This is a genomic window from Actinoplanes sp. HUAS TT8 (assembly GCF_051380535.1).
Classification (GTDB): domain Bacteria; phylum Actinomycetota; class Actinomycetes; order Mycobacteriales; family Micromonosporaceae; genus Actinoplanes.
Map to the genome: position 1 here is coordinate 3,880,165 of NZ_CP195646.1, position 17,070 is coordinate 3,897,234.

Sequence of the window (17,070 nt, forward strand, 5' to 3'; positions counted from 1 at the left end):
ACAGGGGTTGGTACGGGTCGTGGCTCTCGTCGTCGGCGTCGTCCTGCGGCTCGAGAGGTGGCGGTTCCTCGGTGGGCGCGGCGTCGTCACGCGCGACCGGTGGCTCAGACATGCATCGGCATATGGCTATGGATCATGCAGCCATGCTCGGGTGGGACGAAGGCCCTTAGCTATCCGGCGGATACGTCAAACTTCACGACTCGGCGAAGACGCCGGCCTCCACCGCCTTGACCGCGAGGGCGGTCCGGGAGCTCACCTTGAGCTTGCGCATCGCCGCCCGGAGCTGCTGATCCACGGTGGCCGGGGACTTGGACAGGATCCGGCTGATCTCCCGGTTCGTCTTGCCGGCGACGACCAGCTGGACCACGTCGAGTTCGCGCGGGGAGAGTTCGTCGCCGTACCCGCGCCGGCCGCCGCGCCACAGTCGCGGGACCTCGGCGCCGTGCTCGCGGAGCCGCTGGGCGACCCGGTCGGCGTCGCCGCGGGCACCCAGCCGGAACAGCTGTTCGTACTGGGCCGCCAGCAGCTCGCGGCCCGGCTCGTTCCGGCCCAGCGCCATCAGCGCCTCGGCCTGGCGTTCGCGGGCGCGCAGGGCGTCGTACGGGCGCGGCAACGCGCTCCAGGCGCGGGCCGCCCGGTCGTGGGCCGCCGCCGCCCGGGCGTGGTCGCCGGCCGCGTCGAGCAGCAGGGCCCGGCACACGGCGAGCGCGGCGCGCGGCGCGGGGGCCGACCGGCCGCGCAGTCCCCGGGCGAACTGGTCGACCAGGCGGGTCGCGGCCGTCCGGTCGCCGACGGCGAGCAGCGCCTCGACCCGGGCCGGCACGAGGTCGGTCGCCCAGACCCAGACCCCTTTTCGCCGTACGGTGTCCATCGGCTCGTCGGTGATCCGCAGCGCCCGGCGGCTGTTGCCGTCGGTCAGCCACAGCCGGGCCAGCGCGGCGGCCGCCTCGACCGTGTCGTCGGCCGCGCCGAGACGGGCCGACTCGTCCAGGACCAGCCGGAACTGCTCCTCCGCGGCGCGACGGCGGCCGGCCGCGGCGGCCAGCCGGGCCGCGAGGCGGATGCTGCCGAGGTAGTGGGCCGGCCGGTCCCGGTCGGCGTCGGCGAGTTCGGCGCTGGTCTCGGCGAGACCGTCCCACCGGCCGGTGTTCCACGCCAGGTTGGCCTGTTCGAGCCGGATGTTGTGCTGCAGCCGGGACGCCTGCTCGGCCTCGGCCAGGCGCATGGCCACGGCGAGGTGTTCCCCGGCGTCGGCGTACCGGCCCCAGATCAGCGCCCCGGTGCCGACGTTGACGTGGATGCGGGCCACGTCGAGGCGTTCGGCCGCCGTGGAGCCGTCGACCGGCAGACCGGCGACGACGTCCCAGGCCTCCTCCTCGCCGAGCATGAGCAGCGCCGCGGCCCGGTTCCCGGCCAGGTTCAGCCGCTGCGCCGGGGAGTCGATCCGGCCGGCCAGTTCGGCGGCGCGATCCAGCCAGCGCCGGTGGGTCGAGGCCGGCCACGGTCCCGCGTACGCCCAGCCGAGGTAGGTCATCGCCCGGGCCGCCTCGACCGGGTCGTGGTCGAGGTTGGTCACCGCCTGCTCCAGCTCGTTGAGGGCGGCCTGCGCCTCACCGCCGGTGATCAGGAGCCGGCCCAGGGGGTTGCGGATCTCGGCCTGCTCGCGGGCCGAGAGGCCGGGGGTCTCCAGCACCGAGCGCAGGGTCCGGATCACCCGGTGGTAGACCTTGTCGACCGGTTCGCGGCGGCGCAGCGCGGCGACCCCGGCGATGCGCGCGACCCGCGCTCGGTCGGCCGGCGGCAGCACCGCCCAGGACAGCAGGTCGATCAGCAGATCGACCGCCTTGGTGTGGTCGCCCGAGGCCATGGCCAGTTCGGCGCCCTGCTCGGCGTAGCGCGCCCAGGAGCGTTTCTCGCCGGCCTCGCGGAAGTGGTGGGCGAGGCGGGCCACCGGTGCGGGCCGCAGGTGTTCCAGGGCCCGGCCGGCCAGCAGGTGGAACTGCCGGCGGTCGGTCAGCGGGATCGCCTCGTAGACGGCGGTGGCGGCCAGCACGTGCCGGAACCGCCAGCGGCCGTGGTCGTCGGCGGCCAGGACACCGGCGGCGGCGGCCTCGGCGATCGCGCCCCGACACACGGCCGGTGGCAGGTCGGCGGTCATCGCGATCGTCGCCACCGAGGACGGCTCGGCCAGGGTGGCCGCCGCGCGCAGCGCCTGCTGCGCCGTCGGTGACAGCCGGTTCACCCGCTCCCGGGTGGAGTCGCGCACGGTCGGCGGGACCTGCAGCTCGCGCAGTTCCAGCCGGACCCACTGGCCGTCACGGAAGACCAGGTCGGCCCGGTCGCACATGAGCCGGACCGACTCCTCCAGGGCCAGCGGGACGCCGCCGGTCCGGTCGTGCATGAACGTCGTGAACTCCTGCGAGATCGGGTTGCCGTCGAGCATCGAGGAGACCAGGGCCGCGGTGTCAACGGGCGGCATGGGCGCCAGGGCGATGCGCAGCTGGGTCACGCCGGCCGGCATCCGGGACGTCAGCCGCAGCAGCAGCGATCCGTCGTCCACCTCCTCGGTCCGGTAGGAGATCACCAGGCTGGGCCCGTCCGACTGCTGCCGGGAGATGACGAACAGCAGGAATTCCAGGGTGACCTCGTCGGCCCACTGGGCGTCCTCGAGCACGAGAACATCGACCCGCAGAGCCCGCAGCAACTCGTTCAGGGCCCGGAACAGGCGGTGCCGGGCCGCCTTGGCGTCGTCCAGGGGCGGCAACGCGGGCGGCAGGTTCGACGACCACTCCGGGAACAGGGGCCGCAACGCGCCGGCGAGCTCGGTGAGCCCCGCGCTCGGCACCGGGTCTTCGATGCCCTGGAACGCGTCGACGATCGGGCCCAGCGTCAGCGACTCACGAAGCGGCGGGCACACCGACACCAGGGCGGTGGGCCGGCCCGGCGCGGCCAGCCACTCGCGCAGCAGCCGGCTCTTGCCGATGCCCGCCTCGCCCTCCACCAGCACGATCGCCGGTGGCCGGGTCAGGGCGGCCTGCAGCGCCGCCGTCTCGCGGTCGCGGCCGACGAAACTCGGCGTGGAAACGGCCGGTGAGGCATCGAGCATGCGTGATGCTCTCGCTTTTCGACGATCGGGCACAAGACCACAAGGGATTGTCGATCGTCACACCGGGCGCGAGCGGTCGGCCGGTCAGTCGTCCAGGTCGTCGTCGTAGTCGTCGAAGTGGTCCGGGGCGATGTCGAACCCGGCCAGGAAGGCTTCGGCCTCCGGGCGGCGGCCCTGGGCGAACAGGCTGCGGCCGACCAGCCGGACCGCTTCCGGGCGCCACTGCGGCTCGGTGAGCAGGGGCCGGGCCACCTCCTCGGCCTCGGCCGGGCGGCCCAGGTGCAGCAGGAACATGGCCTCACGCAGGCGCATCTTCGGGAACTCGGACCAGCGCCGGGCCCGGGCCAGGGCCGCTTCCAACCGGCCGTCGCGCGCCTCCAGGCCGCACAGGTGGGACTGGGCGCGGACCGGGTCGGGCAGGGCGTCGGCCAGCTCGTCGAGGCGGGACGCCAGGTCGGCCCAGTGCGCGGGCTTCTCCTGGTAGCGGCGCAGCTCGTCGGTCAGGGCGCGCGCCTCCGCCACTCGGTCGCCGGCCGCGCGATGCCGTTCGGCGGCCTCGCGCAGGTGGTCGAGGGCGGCGGAGCTGTAGGTCAGCCCGGCCGCCTTCTCCAGCAGTTCGGCCCGCGGCGGCAGCGTCGACGGCAGGTCCTTCTCGGCCAGGATCTCGATCATCATCGCGTACGCGGTATCGCGTCCCGCCCACGATCGGCCGTAGAGCTCGACCAGCAGATACCGCGCGACCATGGCCTCCGCGTCGAGCCCGGCCACGGCGAGGCTGCGCTGCGCCTCCTCGGCGGTCTCCATCGCGTCGTCCCAGCGGCCGGCGTTGCGCAGCTCGTAGGCCGCTTCGAGGCGGGCCCGGGCCGCACCGACGGTGTCACCGGCGGCGGTCAGGTCGGCCACCCGGCGGGCCGGCAGGAAGACCGGCGAGCCCTCGATGGGCCGCCCGCTGAGCACGGTCAACGGCAGCTCGTCGATCAGGGCGACGGCGGCCATGCGCTGCTCGATGCGCCCGCTCTGGTAGGTGTTGCCGTTGCGGCGGTCGAATTCGGCCGCGAGTTCCCGGGCCCGGGCCGCCATCTCCGCATACGTCTCGGACACCGTCGAGACCCAGCGCCGGTCGCCGCTGTCGGTGCGCCGCCGCACCGCCGCCTCGCCCTGACCGTTCTCGATCAGGCCGCGCAGCACCAGCGCCGACGACGACGCGAACTCCATGGCGGCGAACGTGGAGGCCGGCCGGTCCATCCACGGCAGGTGCCGTTCCAGAATGGCCAGGCCGTGCTCCTGGTTGCCGGTCAGCCCGCAGAACTGCAGGTGCAGCCCGATCAGTTCGAGGTAGTGCCGGTTCCGGCGGATGATCGCGTACGCCCTCCGGTGCGCCGCGACCGCCTCCGGCGCGCGCCCGGTGTGCAGGTAGGGCAGCAGCAACTGGCTGAGCATCTGCTGCGGCTGCTCGGTGCAACCCCCGCCGGTGTACGGGCCGCCGACCCGCACCGCGTCCTCGTAGGCGCCCCGCGCCGACAGGTACTCCACCTCGCTGGTCGGCACGCAGGCCGGGCAGTCGGAGAGGTTGTCGCGGCGGGCCGTGGCCAGCTCACCGAACCAGCGCGCGGCCGCCTCCAGGTCACCGAGGTGGGCGGCGACCGCACCGCGGTACTGGTAGACGGCGTGCAGGCTGTGGTTGCCGGCCCGGTAGCGGCGTTCCATGTCGTCGAGCAGGCCGAGCGCCCGGTCGAGCGGGACCGCGGAGAACTGCGGCATCTGCCAGACGATCCACTTGAAGCGCCAGAGCAGGTTCCGCTCGTCGTGCGAGTTCGTCACCTCGGGGTGCTTGTCGAACGTGGTCAGGCACCAGTGGAAGGCCAGGAACGAGCGGGCGTACTCGCCGTGGTGGTGGAAGTCGCTGATCGCGTTCATCCGGGCGCGGAACCCGAACGCGGTCTCGCCGGCCGCGTCGGCGTGCCGGAACACCGCGTCCAGGGCCGCGTAGTAGGCCGGGCCCTCGCCCAGCCGGTGCGCGGCGCGCAGCATCTCCTCGAGTTCGGCCTCGGCGCCGGCCATCAGTGCTGTCCCATCGCGCGGGTGAGCAGCCCCAGGAAAGACTGGTTGAAGGTGGCCGTCGCGGCCGGGGTGAGCGGCTGCCGGGCCAGCAGCAGCGCCTGCGTGAACAGACCCTCGACGGCCAGGGTGGCCAGGTCCTCGTCGCCGGTGGCCATGGTCTGCCGGGCCAGCGGGTTACGGTGGTTGAACACCAGTTGCGGGCGCTGCTCGGGGCCGCCGGTGAACGCGTCGAACATCGACGCCCAGAGCTCGTCGGCGCCGTCGCGGGCGTGCCGCAGGTCGGCCTGCAGCGCGGTGTCGCCGTCGAGCAGGTACAACGCGGGCAGACTGGCCGGGTCGAAGGAGCGCACGACGACCTCGACGCCGTGGCGTTCCAGGACGCGCTGGGCGAGCGCGGCGAACGGACGTACCCCGGCAAGGTCTTCGGGGTTGAGATGGTCGAGCCTCATGGACAGGTCGGCCGGGTTGAGCACCTCGACCGACACGTCGTCGAGGGCGTCGGGCAGCCGGGGGAGCAGCTGGTCGTCGTAGACGTAACCGGCGTTGACCAGCGGAATCCGCTGGGCGGCGGCGACCGCGGACATCTGGCGGAACTCGTCCGACGACGCGGTGTAGCGGACCACGCCGTACCGATCATGGAATTCGGCCAGGGTGAGGTGGCCGACGTTGGTCTCGAACGGCCACCACTGGTGGACCAGGCGCAGCATCTCGTCGTCGTGCACGGCGAGCGCCTTGACGCCCAGGTGGTGGATGCTCAGGAAGTCGCGCAGGCGGCGCGGATCGCCGGCGCCGAGCCGCGCGAGCCAGCCGTGCAGGTTGGCGCCGAGGCTCTGGCGGACCTGTTCGAGCAGGCTGTCCTCGTAGAGCGCCTCGCGGCTGGCGGTCGGCCGCAGCTCGGTCGTGTCGACGACGCAGCGCACGAAGAACGCCCACGGCGGCAGCAGCCCCTCGACACCCTCGGAAAGCAGCATCTGCTTGAGGTAGACGCGGTGCGCGACGCGGACCGCCGGGTTGGCCGGGGCCGGCAGGACGAACGCGACCCCGCGCACGCCACCCTCCGGCGCGGAGAGTTCGATGACGTCGAAGGGCGAGAAACCAAAAGCTTCTTCGGCGTACGTCGTGAGCCGCGCCCACCGGGCCGCCGACGACTCCCCCGGCGCCCTCTCCCACGGCGGCACCCCGGTGGTGACCGTCTCGTCGCCGACGCGGACCGTGACCGGCAGCATCGAACCGTAGAGTTCGGCCAGCTCACGCACGGTCTTGCCGGTCAGCCAGTGCTCCTCGCCGGGCCGCGGCACGAGCGTGACCGTGGTGCCGACCGTCGCGCGCTGCTCCTCGGGCAGCTCGACCGAGTACCGCCCGTCGCTGTGCCCGGTCCAGAGCACCGTCGGGTGGTCGCCGCAGCGGGTCACCACCCGGATCTCGTCGGCCACCATGAAGCAGGAGAGCAGGCCGATGCCGAACTGGCCGAGGAACTCGTGCCGGGCGAAGCCCAGGTCGTCACGCTTGGAGCTGCGCCCGATGGTGGCCAGCAACTCGTGCACCTGGGCCTCGGTCAGGCCGATGCCGGTGTCGTGGATGCGCAGCGTCCGGTCGCCGGTGCGTTCGGCCGGCTCGAACCGGATGTCGCCCTCGGCCCGCGGGTCGCCCAGGCGCCGGGCGGTGATCGCGTCCACCGCGTTCTGCAGCAGCTCACGCACGTAGACCCGGGGTGTCGCGTAGAGGTGATGGCTGAGCAGGTCGACGACGCCGCGCAGGTCGACCCGGAAGGTGTAGCTCACCGCGGAAGAATATCGGCATTGGCAACTGACTATATGGTCGGTCGCGTGGCCAAAGCCGTGTCGGTGTTGCTGTTCGTCCCGTTCCTGGTGGTGACCGTCCTGGTGTTCGCCGCGGTCATCCGGCGGCTGCTCGGCGTGCGGGTCGGTCCCGGGCGCACGCTGCTCGCGGCCGTTCTCGCGACCATGGTGACCGCGCCGGTGCTGGCCGCGTTCGCGCCGCCCGACCCACGAAGTGTGACCGCGGCCGAGGGGACTCTGCTGGTGCTCGCCGCGGCCAGCGTCTCCGCGCTGATCGCCATGGTCGCGCTGGTCGTCCTGGAGGTGCTGCTGCCCACCGGTTCGCTGCCGGGGCCGGTGGAGACGTGGCGGAGTCTGCGCCGGCGGGCGTCGCGCGCACGCCGGTACTCCACGATCGTGCGGATCGCGCTGCGGCACGGGCTCGGCCGGTTCCTGCGCGGTCAGGGCCGGGGGCCGTCGTCGGCGGCGGAGCGGCGGCGGCTGGCCCGGTCGCTGCGGGACGCGCTGGACGAGGGCGGGGTGACGTTCGTCAAGGTCGGGCAGCTGCTGTCGACGCGGCGGGACCTGTTGCCGGCCGAGTTCGTGGAGGAGTTGACCGCGCTGCAGGATCGGGCCGCGCCGGTGCCGTGGACCGCGCTCGACCTGGACGTCGCGCCCTTCGCCGAGGTGGACCGGGAACCCCTGGCCGCCGCGTCGGTGGCCCAGGTGCACGCCGCGCGCCTGGCCGACGGGACGCCGGTCGTGGTCAAGGTGCGGCGGCCCGGCATCGCCGCCGTCGTGGAACGCGACCTGGACATCCTGATCCGGCTGGCCGACGTCCTCGAGGCGCGCACGTCGTGGGGGCGGTCGTTCGGGGTGCGCGGGCTGGCGCTCGGCTTCGCCGACGCGCTGCGCGAGGAACTCGACTTCACCGTCGAACGCGACAACCTGCAGACCATGGCCGCGGCCCTGGCCACCTCACCCGGGCGCGGGGTCGAGGTGCCTTTCGCGTACGGCGATCTCAGCTCCGACCGCGTGCTGGTCATGCGCCGCCTGCCCGGGACGCCGCTCGGCTCGGCCGCCCCCGTCCTGGACGGACTCGACGACACCCGGCGTCAGGAGATCGCCGCCGGGCTGCTCGACAGCCTGCTCGACCAGGTCCTGGTGCACGGCATCTTCCACGCCGACCTGCACCCGGGGAACCTGCTCGTGACCGCGGACGGGTCGCTCGGCATGCTCGACCTGGGCTCGGTCGGGCGGCTCGACGCGGTCACCCGGTCCGCGGTCGGCCGGCTGCTGGCCGCCGTGGGCCGCGGGGACGCGGTCGGCGCCAGCGACGCGCTGCTCGACCTCTCCGATCGCAGCGGCGAGGTCGACGAACGGGAGTTGCAGCGGGCGCTCGGCATGCTGCTGGTCCGCTACGCCGCACCCGGGAGCAGCGCCGGAGTGGCGGCGGTGACCGCACTTCTTCGGACGTTCACGTCGTACGGGCTGGGGATTCCGGCTCCGGTGGCGGCGGTCTTCCGGGCGTTCGCGACATTGGAAGGGACGTTGGGGCTGCTGCGGCCCGGGTTCGATCTGATCGCGGCCGCGCGGGAATCCGGGAACCGGCGGATCACCGAGACGTTCACGCCCCGGGTCCTGGAGGAAGAGCTGGTCGCGCTGCTGCCGATGCTGCGCGGAATCCCGCGCCGGATGGACCGGATCGGGGACGCGATCGAGAACGGGCGACTGCGGCTCAACATCCGGCTGTTCTCCGACGACCAGGACCGTCGCCTGGTCACCGGGCTGATCCACCAGACACTGCTGACGGTCATCGGCGCGGCGGCCGGGGTGATGGCGGCCATGTTGCTCGGCAGCGGGCCCGGGCCCCGGGTCACGGCGAGCACCGGCCTGTTCCCGATCCTGGGCTACACCCTCCTGGTCATCTCGGTCGTCCTCATCCTCCGAGTGCTCGCCATCGTCCTACGCCGCGACTGAGGTCCCCCGCGCGCCGGGAACGCCGGGCGCTGTCGAACCGGTTGAACCCGGTAATCGGCCGCCAGATATGGGTATCGGATGCCGATGCCCGGGCCTCGCGCTCTCCCTACCGTCGGATCTGACGGGGAAAACCCCGCTGACGAGGGGAAGAACGTTGATACGAAACCTGATGAGGATCGTCGCGGTGCTGGCCCTGGTGGCCGGGATCGCCACCATCGCGACTCCGGCGCAGGCGGCCACCGCCGGGCCGTTCCAGATCTACAACAAGGCGTACGGGCAGTGCGTCGACGTGCCGGGCGGGTCCACCGCCGACTCCGTCCAGCTGCGGATCTGGCCCTGCAACGGCACCGACGCCCAGAAGTGGTGGCTGGAGGACATCGGACTGGGCGCCACCCGGTTCCGGAACGTGCACAGCAACAAGTGCATCGACGTTCGCGGAAACTCCCAGTCCCCGTTCGCCGTCGTCCAGCAGTACACCTGCAACGACACCTTCGCCCAGCAGTGGAGTGTCGGGGTCGTGCTGGGCAACGACGGCCGGCTCTGGCGGGACCCCCAGCACTACGCGGTCAACCAGTGCCTGGACACGGTCGCCGGACCGAAGAGCTCGCTGATGCAGTACACCTGCCAGGGCAACGACGCCCAGCTGTGGATGTTCCAGGTGCCGTGAGTCCGGTCTGACAAGCATCTGCCCGGGACGACGCCGGCTGAGCTGCCGGCGTCGCCCCCGGGTGTCCCACCGGGCATGGTCCGAGCGCCGAGCTGACGATCAGGGGGCGGCGGCCGGGCGGTGGAACGGGAAGGCCAGGGTCGCGCGGATCGGGGTGCCGGTCAGGAGCATGACGACGCGGTCGACGCCCAGGCCGAGGCCGCCGGTCGGTGGCATCGCGAAGTCCAGGGCGGTCAGGAACGCCTCGTCCAGTTGCATCGCCTCGGGGTCGCCGGCCGCCGCTTTCAGGGACTGGGCGGTGAGGCGGTTGCGCTGTTCGACGGGGTCGATCAGCTCCGAGTACGCGGTGCCCAACTCCATCCCGAACGCGACCAGGTCCCAGCGTTCGGCCAGGCGCGGGTCGGTGCGGTGGGTGCGGGTCAGCGGGGACGTCTCCAACGGGAAGTCGGTGTAGAACGTCGGGTACGTGGTCTGCTTCTCGACCAGGGCGTCGTACAGCTCCACGACCAGTTCGCCCGGGGTGGCGTCGGCGGGCGCGTGGACGTGGTGGCTCGCGCAGACCTCCCGTACCGAATCAATCGGGGTTTGTGAATTCAGTGAGACACCGGTGGCGCGGCTGACCGCCTCGTGGACGGTCAGAATCGGCCATGGTTCGCTGAGGTCGACCGGGCCCTCGGGGCGCATGGCCACCGGACGGCCGTGCACGGCGGTGGCCACTTCGAGGATCAGTTCGCGGGTCAGCTCGCGCATCGTGGTGTAGTCGGCGTAGGCCTGGTACGCCTCCAGCGACGTGAACTCCGGGTTGTGGGTGGCGTCGACGCCCTCGTTGCGGAAGTTCCGGTTGAGTTCGAAGACGCGTTCCATGCCGGCGACGCAGAGGCGCTTGAGGTACAGCTCGGGGGCGATGCGCAGGTAGAGCTCCATGTCGTAGGCGTTGATGTGGGTCCGGAACGGGCGTGCGGTGGCGCCGCCGTGCACGGCCTGCAGCATCGGGGTCTCGACCTCGGCGAACCCTCGTACGAAAAACGCCTCGCGCAATGCTCGCACCGCGGCGCTGCGGTGGCGCAGCACCCGCATCGCGTCGGGGTTGACCAGCAGATCCAGGTGACGCTGGCTGACCCGGGCCTCCGGGTCGGTGAAGCCGGCGTGCGCGTCGGGCAGCGGGCGCAGGCATTTCGCGGCCATCGTCCAGGCGCTGACCAGGATCGACAGCTCGCCGCGGCGGGAGGTGACGATCTCGCCGGTGACGCTGACGTGGTCGCCCAGGTCGACGGTGCGCCGCCAGCGGTCGCGGTCCGCCTCCGGGGTGTCCTTTTCGGTCAGCATGGCCTGCAGGGTGGTCTCGCCCTCCTGCAGGACGGCGAACTGGACACCGCCGAGGTCGCGCAGGGCGCGGACGCGGCCGGTGACCGACACGTGCGCGCCGGTGCGGGCGTCGGCTCCGAGCTCCGGGTGGGCGGCGCGGACCTCGGCCAGGGTCGACGTCCGGGGTACGGTCGCCGGGTAGGGTTCGGCCAGGCGTTCCATCTTGGCCAGCCGGGCGCGTTGCTGCTGGCTGAGGCGCCGGGCCGGCGGCACCGGGCGCAGCAGTTCCTGTTCCTGGTCGCGGATCGCGTCGAGGAACGGGACGTCGCCGACGAGTTCGCCGGTCGGGTCGGGCACGGCCGGGGCCAGCGACGGCAGGAACCCCTCGGCCATGCCGGCGGCCAGGACCGCGCGGCTCAGCGTCAGCGACGAGTCGTAGCAGAGGAACCGCGGTGTCCAGGCCGGCAGGTATTTGGCGTTGGCCCGGTACAGCGACTCCAGCTGCCAGAACCGGGACGCGACGGACAGCACCGCGTCGGTGAGCCGGGTGACCGGTCCGGCCCCGACCATGTCGGCCGAGCTGAACACCGAGCGGAACATCGCGAAGTTCAACGAGACGCGGCGCACGCCGAGGTCGGGTGCGGCCTCCATCAGCGCGGCCACCATGAACTCGGTGAGTCCGTTCTCGGCCTGCCGGTCGGCCCGCATCAGGTCGAGCGACAGCCCGCGCACACCCCATGGCACGAACGTGAGCACGCCGCGGACCACACCGTCGGGGTCGTGCGCGGTCACCACCACGCACCGTTCGTCGGCCGGGTCGCCGAACCGGCCGAGCGCCATCGAGAAGCCGCGCTCGGAGCCGTCGCCCCGCCAGGCCGCGGCCAGCTGATCCAATGCGGCCAGCTCGTCGGCACCGATCGCGCCCTGGCGCCGCACCGAGCTGGTGTAGCCGGCGTTGCGGACCCGGGTCACCGCCCGCCGCACCGGGCGCATCGCCCGCCCGTCCAGGTGGAATCCGGCGACCTCCAGGATCGCCTCGTCGCCGATGCTCAACGCTTTCAGACCGGCTTCGACGTACGCGTTGGCGCCCGCCTCACTCGCCGACAGCACCGCCGGGAACCAGCCGTGCCGGCGCGCCTCGGCCCGCCACTCGGCGATCGCGGCCGGCCACGAGCCGACGTGACCGATCGGATCGGCGCTGGCCAGGCTGACTGCGGCGACGACCCGGTAGGTGATGGCGGCCCGCCCGTCGGGCGAGAAGATCACCGACTTGTCGCGCCGGGTCGCGAAGTAGCCCAGCGAGTCGCGCTCGCCGTCGGCCAGCACCAGCCGGCGCAGCCGCACCTCGGCCTCGGCGCCCAGGTACAGCTTGGCCCGGGCCGAGCGCAGGAACACCGCGACCGCGCCGAGCAGCACCAGCGCCGACACGGTCGAGGCGAGCAGCGACACCCAGTGATGCCCGTGGTGCCCGTGCAGGCCGGCGTTGTCGCCGGCCGCGCTCAGCCCGAACGCCGACCGATTGGCCCAGCGCACCTTCTCCCCCGAGCCGTGCAGGGTGTCCGGGAACAGCCAGCTCCAGCTGAACGCCAGGGCCCAGGCGGTGGCCAGGCCACCGACCAGGACCGCGAGGGCCGTACGCCGGGACGCGTGGGCCAGGCGGGCCGGGAACGCGGACCGCGCCCGCCACAGCAGCACGGTGACGACCAGCCCGATCGGAACGGCCGCGATGGTGACGATCAGCTCGGGCCGGGACAGGTCGAGGTCGGCCTTCTCCGGCTGGTACCAGAACGCGATCCCGACCGCGGCGATCACGGCGTCGAGCAGGGTGGCGATCACCTGGTAGATCAGGATCAGCACGAACGCGGCCCGCAGGCGCCGGCGCAGGGCGCTGCCCATCAGCAGCAGCACGGCGGCGATGAACAGGTTCGGCTCGGCCGGGACGTTGACCAGCCCGAACAGGTAGTCGACGGTCCAGGTCCAGTGGAAGGCGCGCAGCGGGAAGCTGAGCACCACCCAGACCCCGGCGATCGTGACGATCCGCCCCGGCCACGCCGCTATCCGGTCCTGACGTTCACGCCCGTCGGCGTCCACAGCTGCCACGGGCGCTCACGTTATCCGAGGTACGCACGCCGTGTTGGTCCGAACAGGTGACCGCGCCGTGACCAGGTGAACTTTCTCCACTTTGGATCGACCGAACGGACCATTCCCCGTAGCCTGACGACTCGGAAAACTTCGGGTGACGAAAGGTTGACTCGATGACCGCGACGACGGTCGACATCGGCACCGGACCCGACGGCACGCTGGTGATCCGGCCGCACGGCAGCCTCGGCGACACCGACGCGGTCGACCTGCAGCGCGCGCTCGTGCACGCGATCCGGCACACCCGGCCGTTGCGCCTGGTGGTGGATCTGATCGAGGTCGGTCAGGTCGACCCGATCAACCTGGGCACGCTGGCCGCCGCCTGCCTGCTCGGCGACGAGCACAAGGTCGCGGTCTTCCTCGACCACCCGCAGCCGGAGGTCGCCGACCGGCTGGCCTCGGCCGGCGTGCCGGCCCACCGGGTCCGTCACGTCACCGGCGGAAGCCGGCCACCAGGGTCGTGAGCTGCTGCGACATCTGCGCCAGCTCGGCCGTGGCCTGCTGAGTCTCGACCACTCCCTGGTTGGTCGCCTCGGCCGCCGACGCCACCCCGCTGATGCCCTGCGCGATCTCGTTGGTGCCGGACGCCGCCTCGGACACGCTGCGGCTCATCTCGGCCGTGGTGGCCGTCTGCTCCTCGACCGCCGACGCGATGGTGGTCTGGAAGTCGCTGATCCGGGCGATGACCGCGGAGATCTCCTCGATGGCGCTGAGCGCTCCGCTGGTGTCGGCCTGGATCGCCTCGACACGCTGGGAGATGTCCTCGGTGGCCCGGGCCGTCTCCTGGGCCAGGTCCTTGACCTCGGACGCGACGACGGCGAAGCCCTTGCCCATCTCCCCGGCCCGGGCCGCCTCGATCGTCGCGTTGAGAGCGAGCAGGTTGGTCTGCTCGGCGATGGTGGTGATCGTCTTGATGACGTTGCCGATCTCGGCCGAGGACGCGCCCAGCTTGCCCATCGTCGCCGAGGTGGCGGCGGTGACGTCGACCGCCTCGGCGGCGACCCGGGCCGCCTCGGACGCGTTCTCGGAGATCTCCCGGATCGACGCGCCCATCTGCTCGCTGCCGGCCGACACCGTGTCCACGCTGCGCGAGATCTCCTCGGCCGCGGCCGACACGGCCAGGGCCTGGCTCGACGCCTCCTGCGCGGAGTTGGCGATGTTGGCCGCGGTGCCGTTCATCCGGTCCGAGGCGCCGGAGAGCGCCGACGCCGAGTCCTCGATGGTGGTCACGGTCTGGCGCAGGCTGACGATCGCCGCGTCCAGGGCCTGCCCCATCCGGCCCGGCTCGTCCCGGGTGGACAGCCCGCAGGTCCGGGTGAGGTCGTTGACCGCCATCGCGTCGCAGACCTGACGGACCTTGTCCAGCGACTGCACGATGCGGCGGGCCACGAAGACGCCCATCCCGATCGCCACCAGCACACCCCCGGTCAGGATGCTCAGCGACAACCGGCGGCTGAACGTGTAGGTCTGCTGGGCGCTGTCGGAGTTCTTGACCGCGTCGGCCCTCTCGGCGGCGTCCAGCTCGTCCAGGTAGCCGCCGACCTTCTCGATCAGTGGCTTGACCTGCTCGTCGCGGACCTTCGACCAGGCCGACAGCTTGTTCGACGAACCGAGCGCCAGGAGCTGGTCCTTGGCGATCGTGGTGTACTGGCCCCAGGTGCTGTCGAGCGCGTCGATCGTGTCCGGCTTCCCGGCCGGGTTGCTGGCGCGGTAGGCGGTCATCGCGTCGTCGAACGCCTGCAGATCGGCGGTGAACGCATCGGTGAACGTCTTGGCCACCGCCGGGTCCGGCGACAGCGCCTGGTTGGCCGAGTCCCCCTGGGTCGTCTCGACCGCGGCCTTCAGCTGCCCGACCGCCGTGATGCTGGCGACGTTGCTCGTCGAGATCAGTCGCGCGGCCGCGCTGGTCTTGGACAACCCGGCCAGCCCGGTGACGCCGACGACGATCGCGACCGCCGCAGCCACACCGACCGTGCCCAGGATCTTGATGTTGACACTCAGGTCACCGAACCAGCTCTTCACTGCCACGTCTCCCGGCATCAAGCAGCGGTCCCTCATCGACAACTGATCATCGGTCAGATTACCGAGATCCCCACCCCCTGGCGCCGGTTCCGCGTTTCCGCCGCCGACCTGCCAAAAGTCAGCCTTTCCGGATCGTCCGCCCGGTCCGCGGTGACGGAATGCGACAGCTCGAACGGGTGCGGACCGGTGACCTGATCATGCCGGCCGACGCATTCTGGGAATGGATGGGTGGTGCGGGATGCGGATCTATTACCAGGACGCGGACATCACGGTGGCCGCGTCGGGCGTCGAGGTGCACGGCCGGGCGTACCCGTTGGGCCAGATCGAGGAGGCCTGGCGCGGGGGCCGCCGCACGGCGGGGCGCAAGGCGCTGCTGGCCTGGGCGATCCTGCTGGTCGCGATCGTCGTCGAGGGTGCGGTGTGGTGGACCACCCGATGGATCTGGGCCGGTCGCGGCCTGCTCCTGGTCGCCGCCATCCTCCTCGTGCGGGTCATCGCCCACCTGGCCGCCGGCTCGTCCGGCCTGCAGGCGATGGAGGACATCCGCCGTTACGGCCGCCGCCAGGAGCTGTGGATAAGCGTCGCTCGCGCCCCGGTCCGGGTCCTGAGCACCGACGACGCCATCCGTTACGGGCAGGTGTGCCGCGCATTGACCCGAGCGCTGGACGACTACGACGACGCCCAGCAACCCCAGAACCACTATTGAGACGTACGGCGGGTGAGCACGCCCGCCGCCCCGAGCGCGGTCGCGGCCAGCCCGCCGAGGACCACCACCAGGATGTAGGGGTCGACGATCTCCACCCGGCTCTCGGCGATGTGCTGCCCGTCCAGGGCGAACGGCGTGATGTCGGGAATGACGGAATCCGGGCCGAGGTGGGCCAGCAACACCACCGCCACGAAGATCGACACGAGGGTGACGGCCACCGCGAGCAGCACTGACAGCAGGGCGCCGGCGGTCGTTCCGGTCCGGCCGCGACCGGCGGCCAGGGCGGTGACCCCGGCGATCCCGGCCACGGCCAGCGCCCACCCGGTGGAGGCCGGGATCGGGGGCGCCACCAGCACGGCGAGCACCCAGATCACCGCGCCGGCCAGGCCGCTGCCGGTGCCGGCGATCAGCACCCGGGCGGTCGCCGCCGAGCGGCGGGAGGCGAGCATGGCGGCGGCCAGCAGCAGACCGGCCCCGATGATCGAAAACACCAGGATGCCCGCCCCGGAGTCGGCCGCCTCCGGGGTCGCCGGGTGCCGGTGGGCCAGACCGGTCACGGTGATCGCGCCGGCCAGCAGATAGCCGCTCGCTCGCAGCAGCCACGCCCCGGCGCTGTCGCCGGCCGGACCGAGCATTCCGGTCCGTCGCGCCGTCCAGGTCACCACGGCCAGGACCGTCACCGCGGGGCCGAGGACCGCGATCAGCGGCGGATAGCCGAGCGCGACGACCCAGGCCAGGACCGCGCCCAGCGCGCCGAGCACCACGGCCAGGTGAATCACGCCGCGCAGCAGGTGGAACTGCGCCGCGGCGGCCCGCGCGCAGCCCCACGCGAACCCCAGGCGGTCGGCCGGCCGGTCGATCGCGGCCAGTTCGGCCCGCATGGCGCGACCCCAGGCGCGCCGGCCGGCCGGCATCACGCGCTCGACCGCGGCCAGCAGCCGCTCCGGAACGTCCGGTCCCATCACGCCTCCCGCAGCCGGGGGCGGACGGGCGTCGCGGCCGGGGCGGACTCGGCCACCGCGTCGGCCGCCAGGCGCACGCCGTCGCCGGTCAGCCGGTACAGATGCCGGGGCGGGCGGCCCGGGGTGGGGTCGCTCTCCCAACTCGCCTCCAGCAGGCCGCGGTCGCAGAGCCGGATCAGGATCGGGTAGAGGGAGCCGGCCTTCAACCCGACCTGCCGGCCGAGCTCATAGCCGTACCGCCACTCGGCCGGCTCGCGGACCAGCGCGTTCAGCACCAGGAGGGTCTGCGCCGACGGGCGCCTCGATCGGACCACATCGGAACTCTATATAGGTAGAGAACCGTG

The 17,070-nt window shown here is 72.5% G+C and carries 11 protein-coding genes; 4 read left to right on the forward strand and 7 right to left on the reverse strand.

All coding sequences use genetic code 11. The features are described from left to right. Positions 1 to 193 precede the first annotated feature (193 nt). The 3 genes from ACSHV8_RS17655 to ACSHV8_RS17665 form a co-directional block, all read right to left on the reverse strand. Positions 194 to 3,106, reverse strand: a complete 2,913-nt coding sequence (locus ACSHV8_RS17655) for a helix-turn-helix transcriptional regulator (RefSeq protein ID WP_436534389.1) — start codon at positions 3,104 to 3,106, stop codon at positions 194 to 196. A gap of 84 nt (positions 3,107 to 3,190) precedes the next feature. Beyond that, on the reverse strand, positions 3,191 to 5,167 hold the full coding sequence (locus tag ACSHV8_RS17660; protein WP_436534391.1) for a hypothetical protein: 1,977 nt from the start codon (positions 5,165 to 5,167) through the stop codon (positions 3,191 to 3,193). Further along, on the reverse strand, positions 5,167 to 6,948 hold the full coding sequence (locus ACSHV8_RS17665; RefSeq protein WP_436534393.1) for an HSP90 family protein: 1,782 nt from the start codon (positions 6,946 to 6,948) through the stop codon (positions 5,167 to 5,169). The genes ACSHV8_RS17660 and ACSHV8_RS17665 overlap by 1 nt, the downstream gene beginning before the upstream one ends. A gap of 45 nt (positions 6,949 to 6,993) precedes the next feature. Here ACSHV8_RS17665 and ACSHV8_RS17670 point away from each other — a divergent pair, with 45 nt between their 5' ends. Both ACSHV8_RS17670 and ACSHV8_RS17675 read left to right on the forward strand, forming a co-directional pair. Then, on the forward strand, positions 6,994 to 8,925 hold the full coding sequence (locus tag ACSHV8_RS17670; protein ID WP_436534395.1) for an ABC1 kinase family protein: 1,932 nt from the start codon (positions 6,994 to 6,996) through the stop codon (positions 8,923 to 8,925). Between the two features lie 169 nt (positions 8,926 to 9,094). After that, positions 9,095 to 9,592 carry an RICIN domain-containing protein gene (locus ACSHV8_RS17675; protein ID WP_436534397.1) on the forward strand — a complete coding sequence of 166 codons (498 nt, stop codon included), beginning with the start codon at positions 9,095 to 9,097 and terminating at the stop codon, positions 9,590 to 9,592. Between the two features lie 99 nt (positions 9,593 to 9,691). Here the strand turns inward: ACSHV8_RS17675 and lysX are convergent, their stop codons facing one another. Beyond that, complete coding sequence (gene lysX / locus ACSHV8_RS17680; protein WP_436534399.1) at positions 9,692 to 12,997, reverse strand: bifunctional lysylphosphatidylglycerol synthetase/lysine--tRNA ligase LysX; 3,306 nt, start codon at positions 12,995 to 12,997, stop codon at positions 9,692 to 9,694. Positions 12,998 to 13,152: 155 nt separating this feature from the next. Between lysX and ACSHV8_RS17685 the strand changes: the two genes are divergently transcribed. Beyond that, positions 13,153 to 13,500 (forward strand): STAS domain-containing protein, encoded by a 348-nt coding sequence (locus tag ACSHV8_RS17685; RefSeq protein WP_436534401.1) that lies wholly within the window; start codon positions 13,153 to 13,155, stop codon positions 13,498 to 13,500. On the opposite strand, the gene ACSHV8_RS17690 is transcribed toward ACSHV8_RS17685, so the two are convergent. Next, positions 13,469 to 15,058 (reverse strand): methyl-accepting chemotaxis protein, encoded by a 1,590-nt coding sequence (locus ACSHV8_RS17690; RefSeq protein WP_436534403.1) that lies wholly within the window; start codon positions 15,056 to 15,058, stop codon positions 13,469 to 13,471. The genes ACSHV8_RS17685 and ACSHV8_RS17690 overlap by 32 nt on opposite strands. A gap of 238 nt (positions 15,059 to 15,296) precedes the next feature. On the opposite strand from ACSHV8_RS17690, the gene ACSHV8_RS17695 reads away from it, so the two are divergent. After that, positions 15,297 to 15,764, forward strand: coding sequence for a DUF6232 family protein (locus ACSHV8_RS17695; protein ID WP_436534405.1), 468 nt, complete (start codon positions 15,297 to 15,299; stop codon positions 15,762 to 15,764). Here the strand turns inward: ACSHV8_RS17695 and ACSHV8_RS17700 are convergent. Both ACSHV8_RS17700 and ACSHV8_RS17705 read right to left on the reverse strand, forming a co-directional pair. Next, positions 15,758 to 16,726 (reverse strand): hypothetical protein, encoded by a 969-nt coding sequence (locus ACSHV8_RS17700; protein WP_436534407.1) that lies wholly within the window; start codon positions 16,724 to 16,726, stop codon positions 15,758 to 15,760. The genes ACSHV8_RS17695 and ACSHV8_RS17700 overlap by 7 nt on opposite strands. Continuing rightward, on the reverse strand, positions 16,726 to 17,040 hold the full coding sequence (locus ACSHV8_RS17705) for a PadR family transcriptional regulator (RefSeq protein ID WP_436534409.1): 315 nt from the start codon (positions 17,038 to 17,040) through the stop codon (positions 16,726 to 16,728). Before ACSHV8_RS17705 ends, ACSHV8_RS17700 begins: the two co-directional genes overlap by 1 nt. Between the last annotated feature and the right edge of the window lie 30 nt (positions 17,041 to 17,070).

Bases quoted from the DNA above. Each gene is read 5' to 3' on its own strand.
- ACSHV8_RS17685 (WP_436534401.1), top strand. From the start codon at position 13,153: ATGACCGCGACGACGGTCGACATCGGCACCGGACCCGACGGCACGCTG.
- ACSHV8_RS17660 (WP_436534391.1), bottom strand. From the start codon at position 5,167: ATGGCCGGCGCCGAGGCCGAACTCGAGGAGATGCTGCGCGCCGCGCAC.
- ACSHV8_RS17675 (WP_436534397.1), top strand. From the start codon at position 9,095: ATGAGGATCGTCGCGGTGCTGGCCCTGGTGGCCGGGATCGCCACCATC.
- ACSHV8_RS17700 (WP_436534407.1), bottom strand. From the start codon at position 16,726: ATGGGACCGGACGTTCCGGAGCGGCTGCTGGCCGCGGTCGAGCGCGTG.
- ACSHV8_RS17655 (WP_436534389.1), bottom strand. From the start codon at position 3,106: ATGCTCGATGCCTCACCGGCCGTTTCCACGCCGAGTTTCGTCGGCCGC.
- ACSHV8_RS17695 (WP_436534405.1), top strand. From the start codon at position 15,297: ATGCGGATCTATTACCAGGACGCGGACATCACGGTGGCCGCGTCGGGC.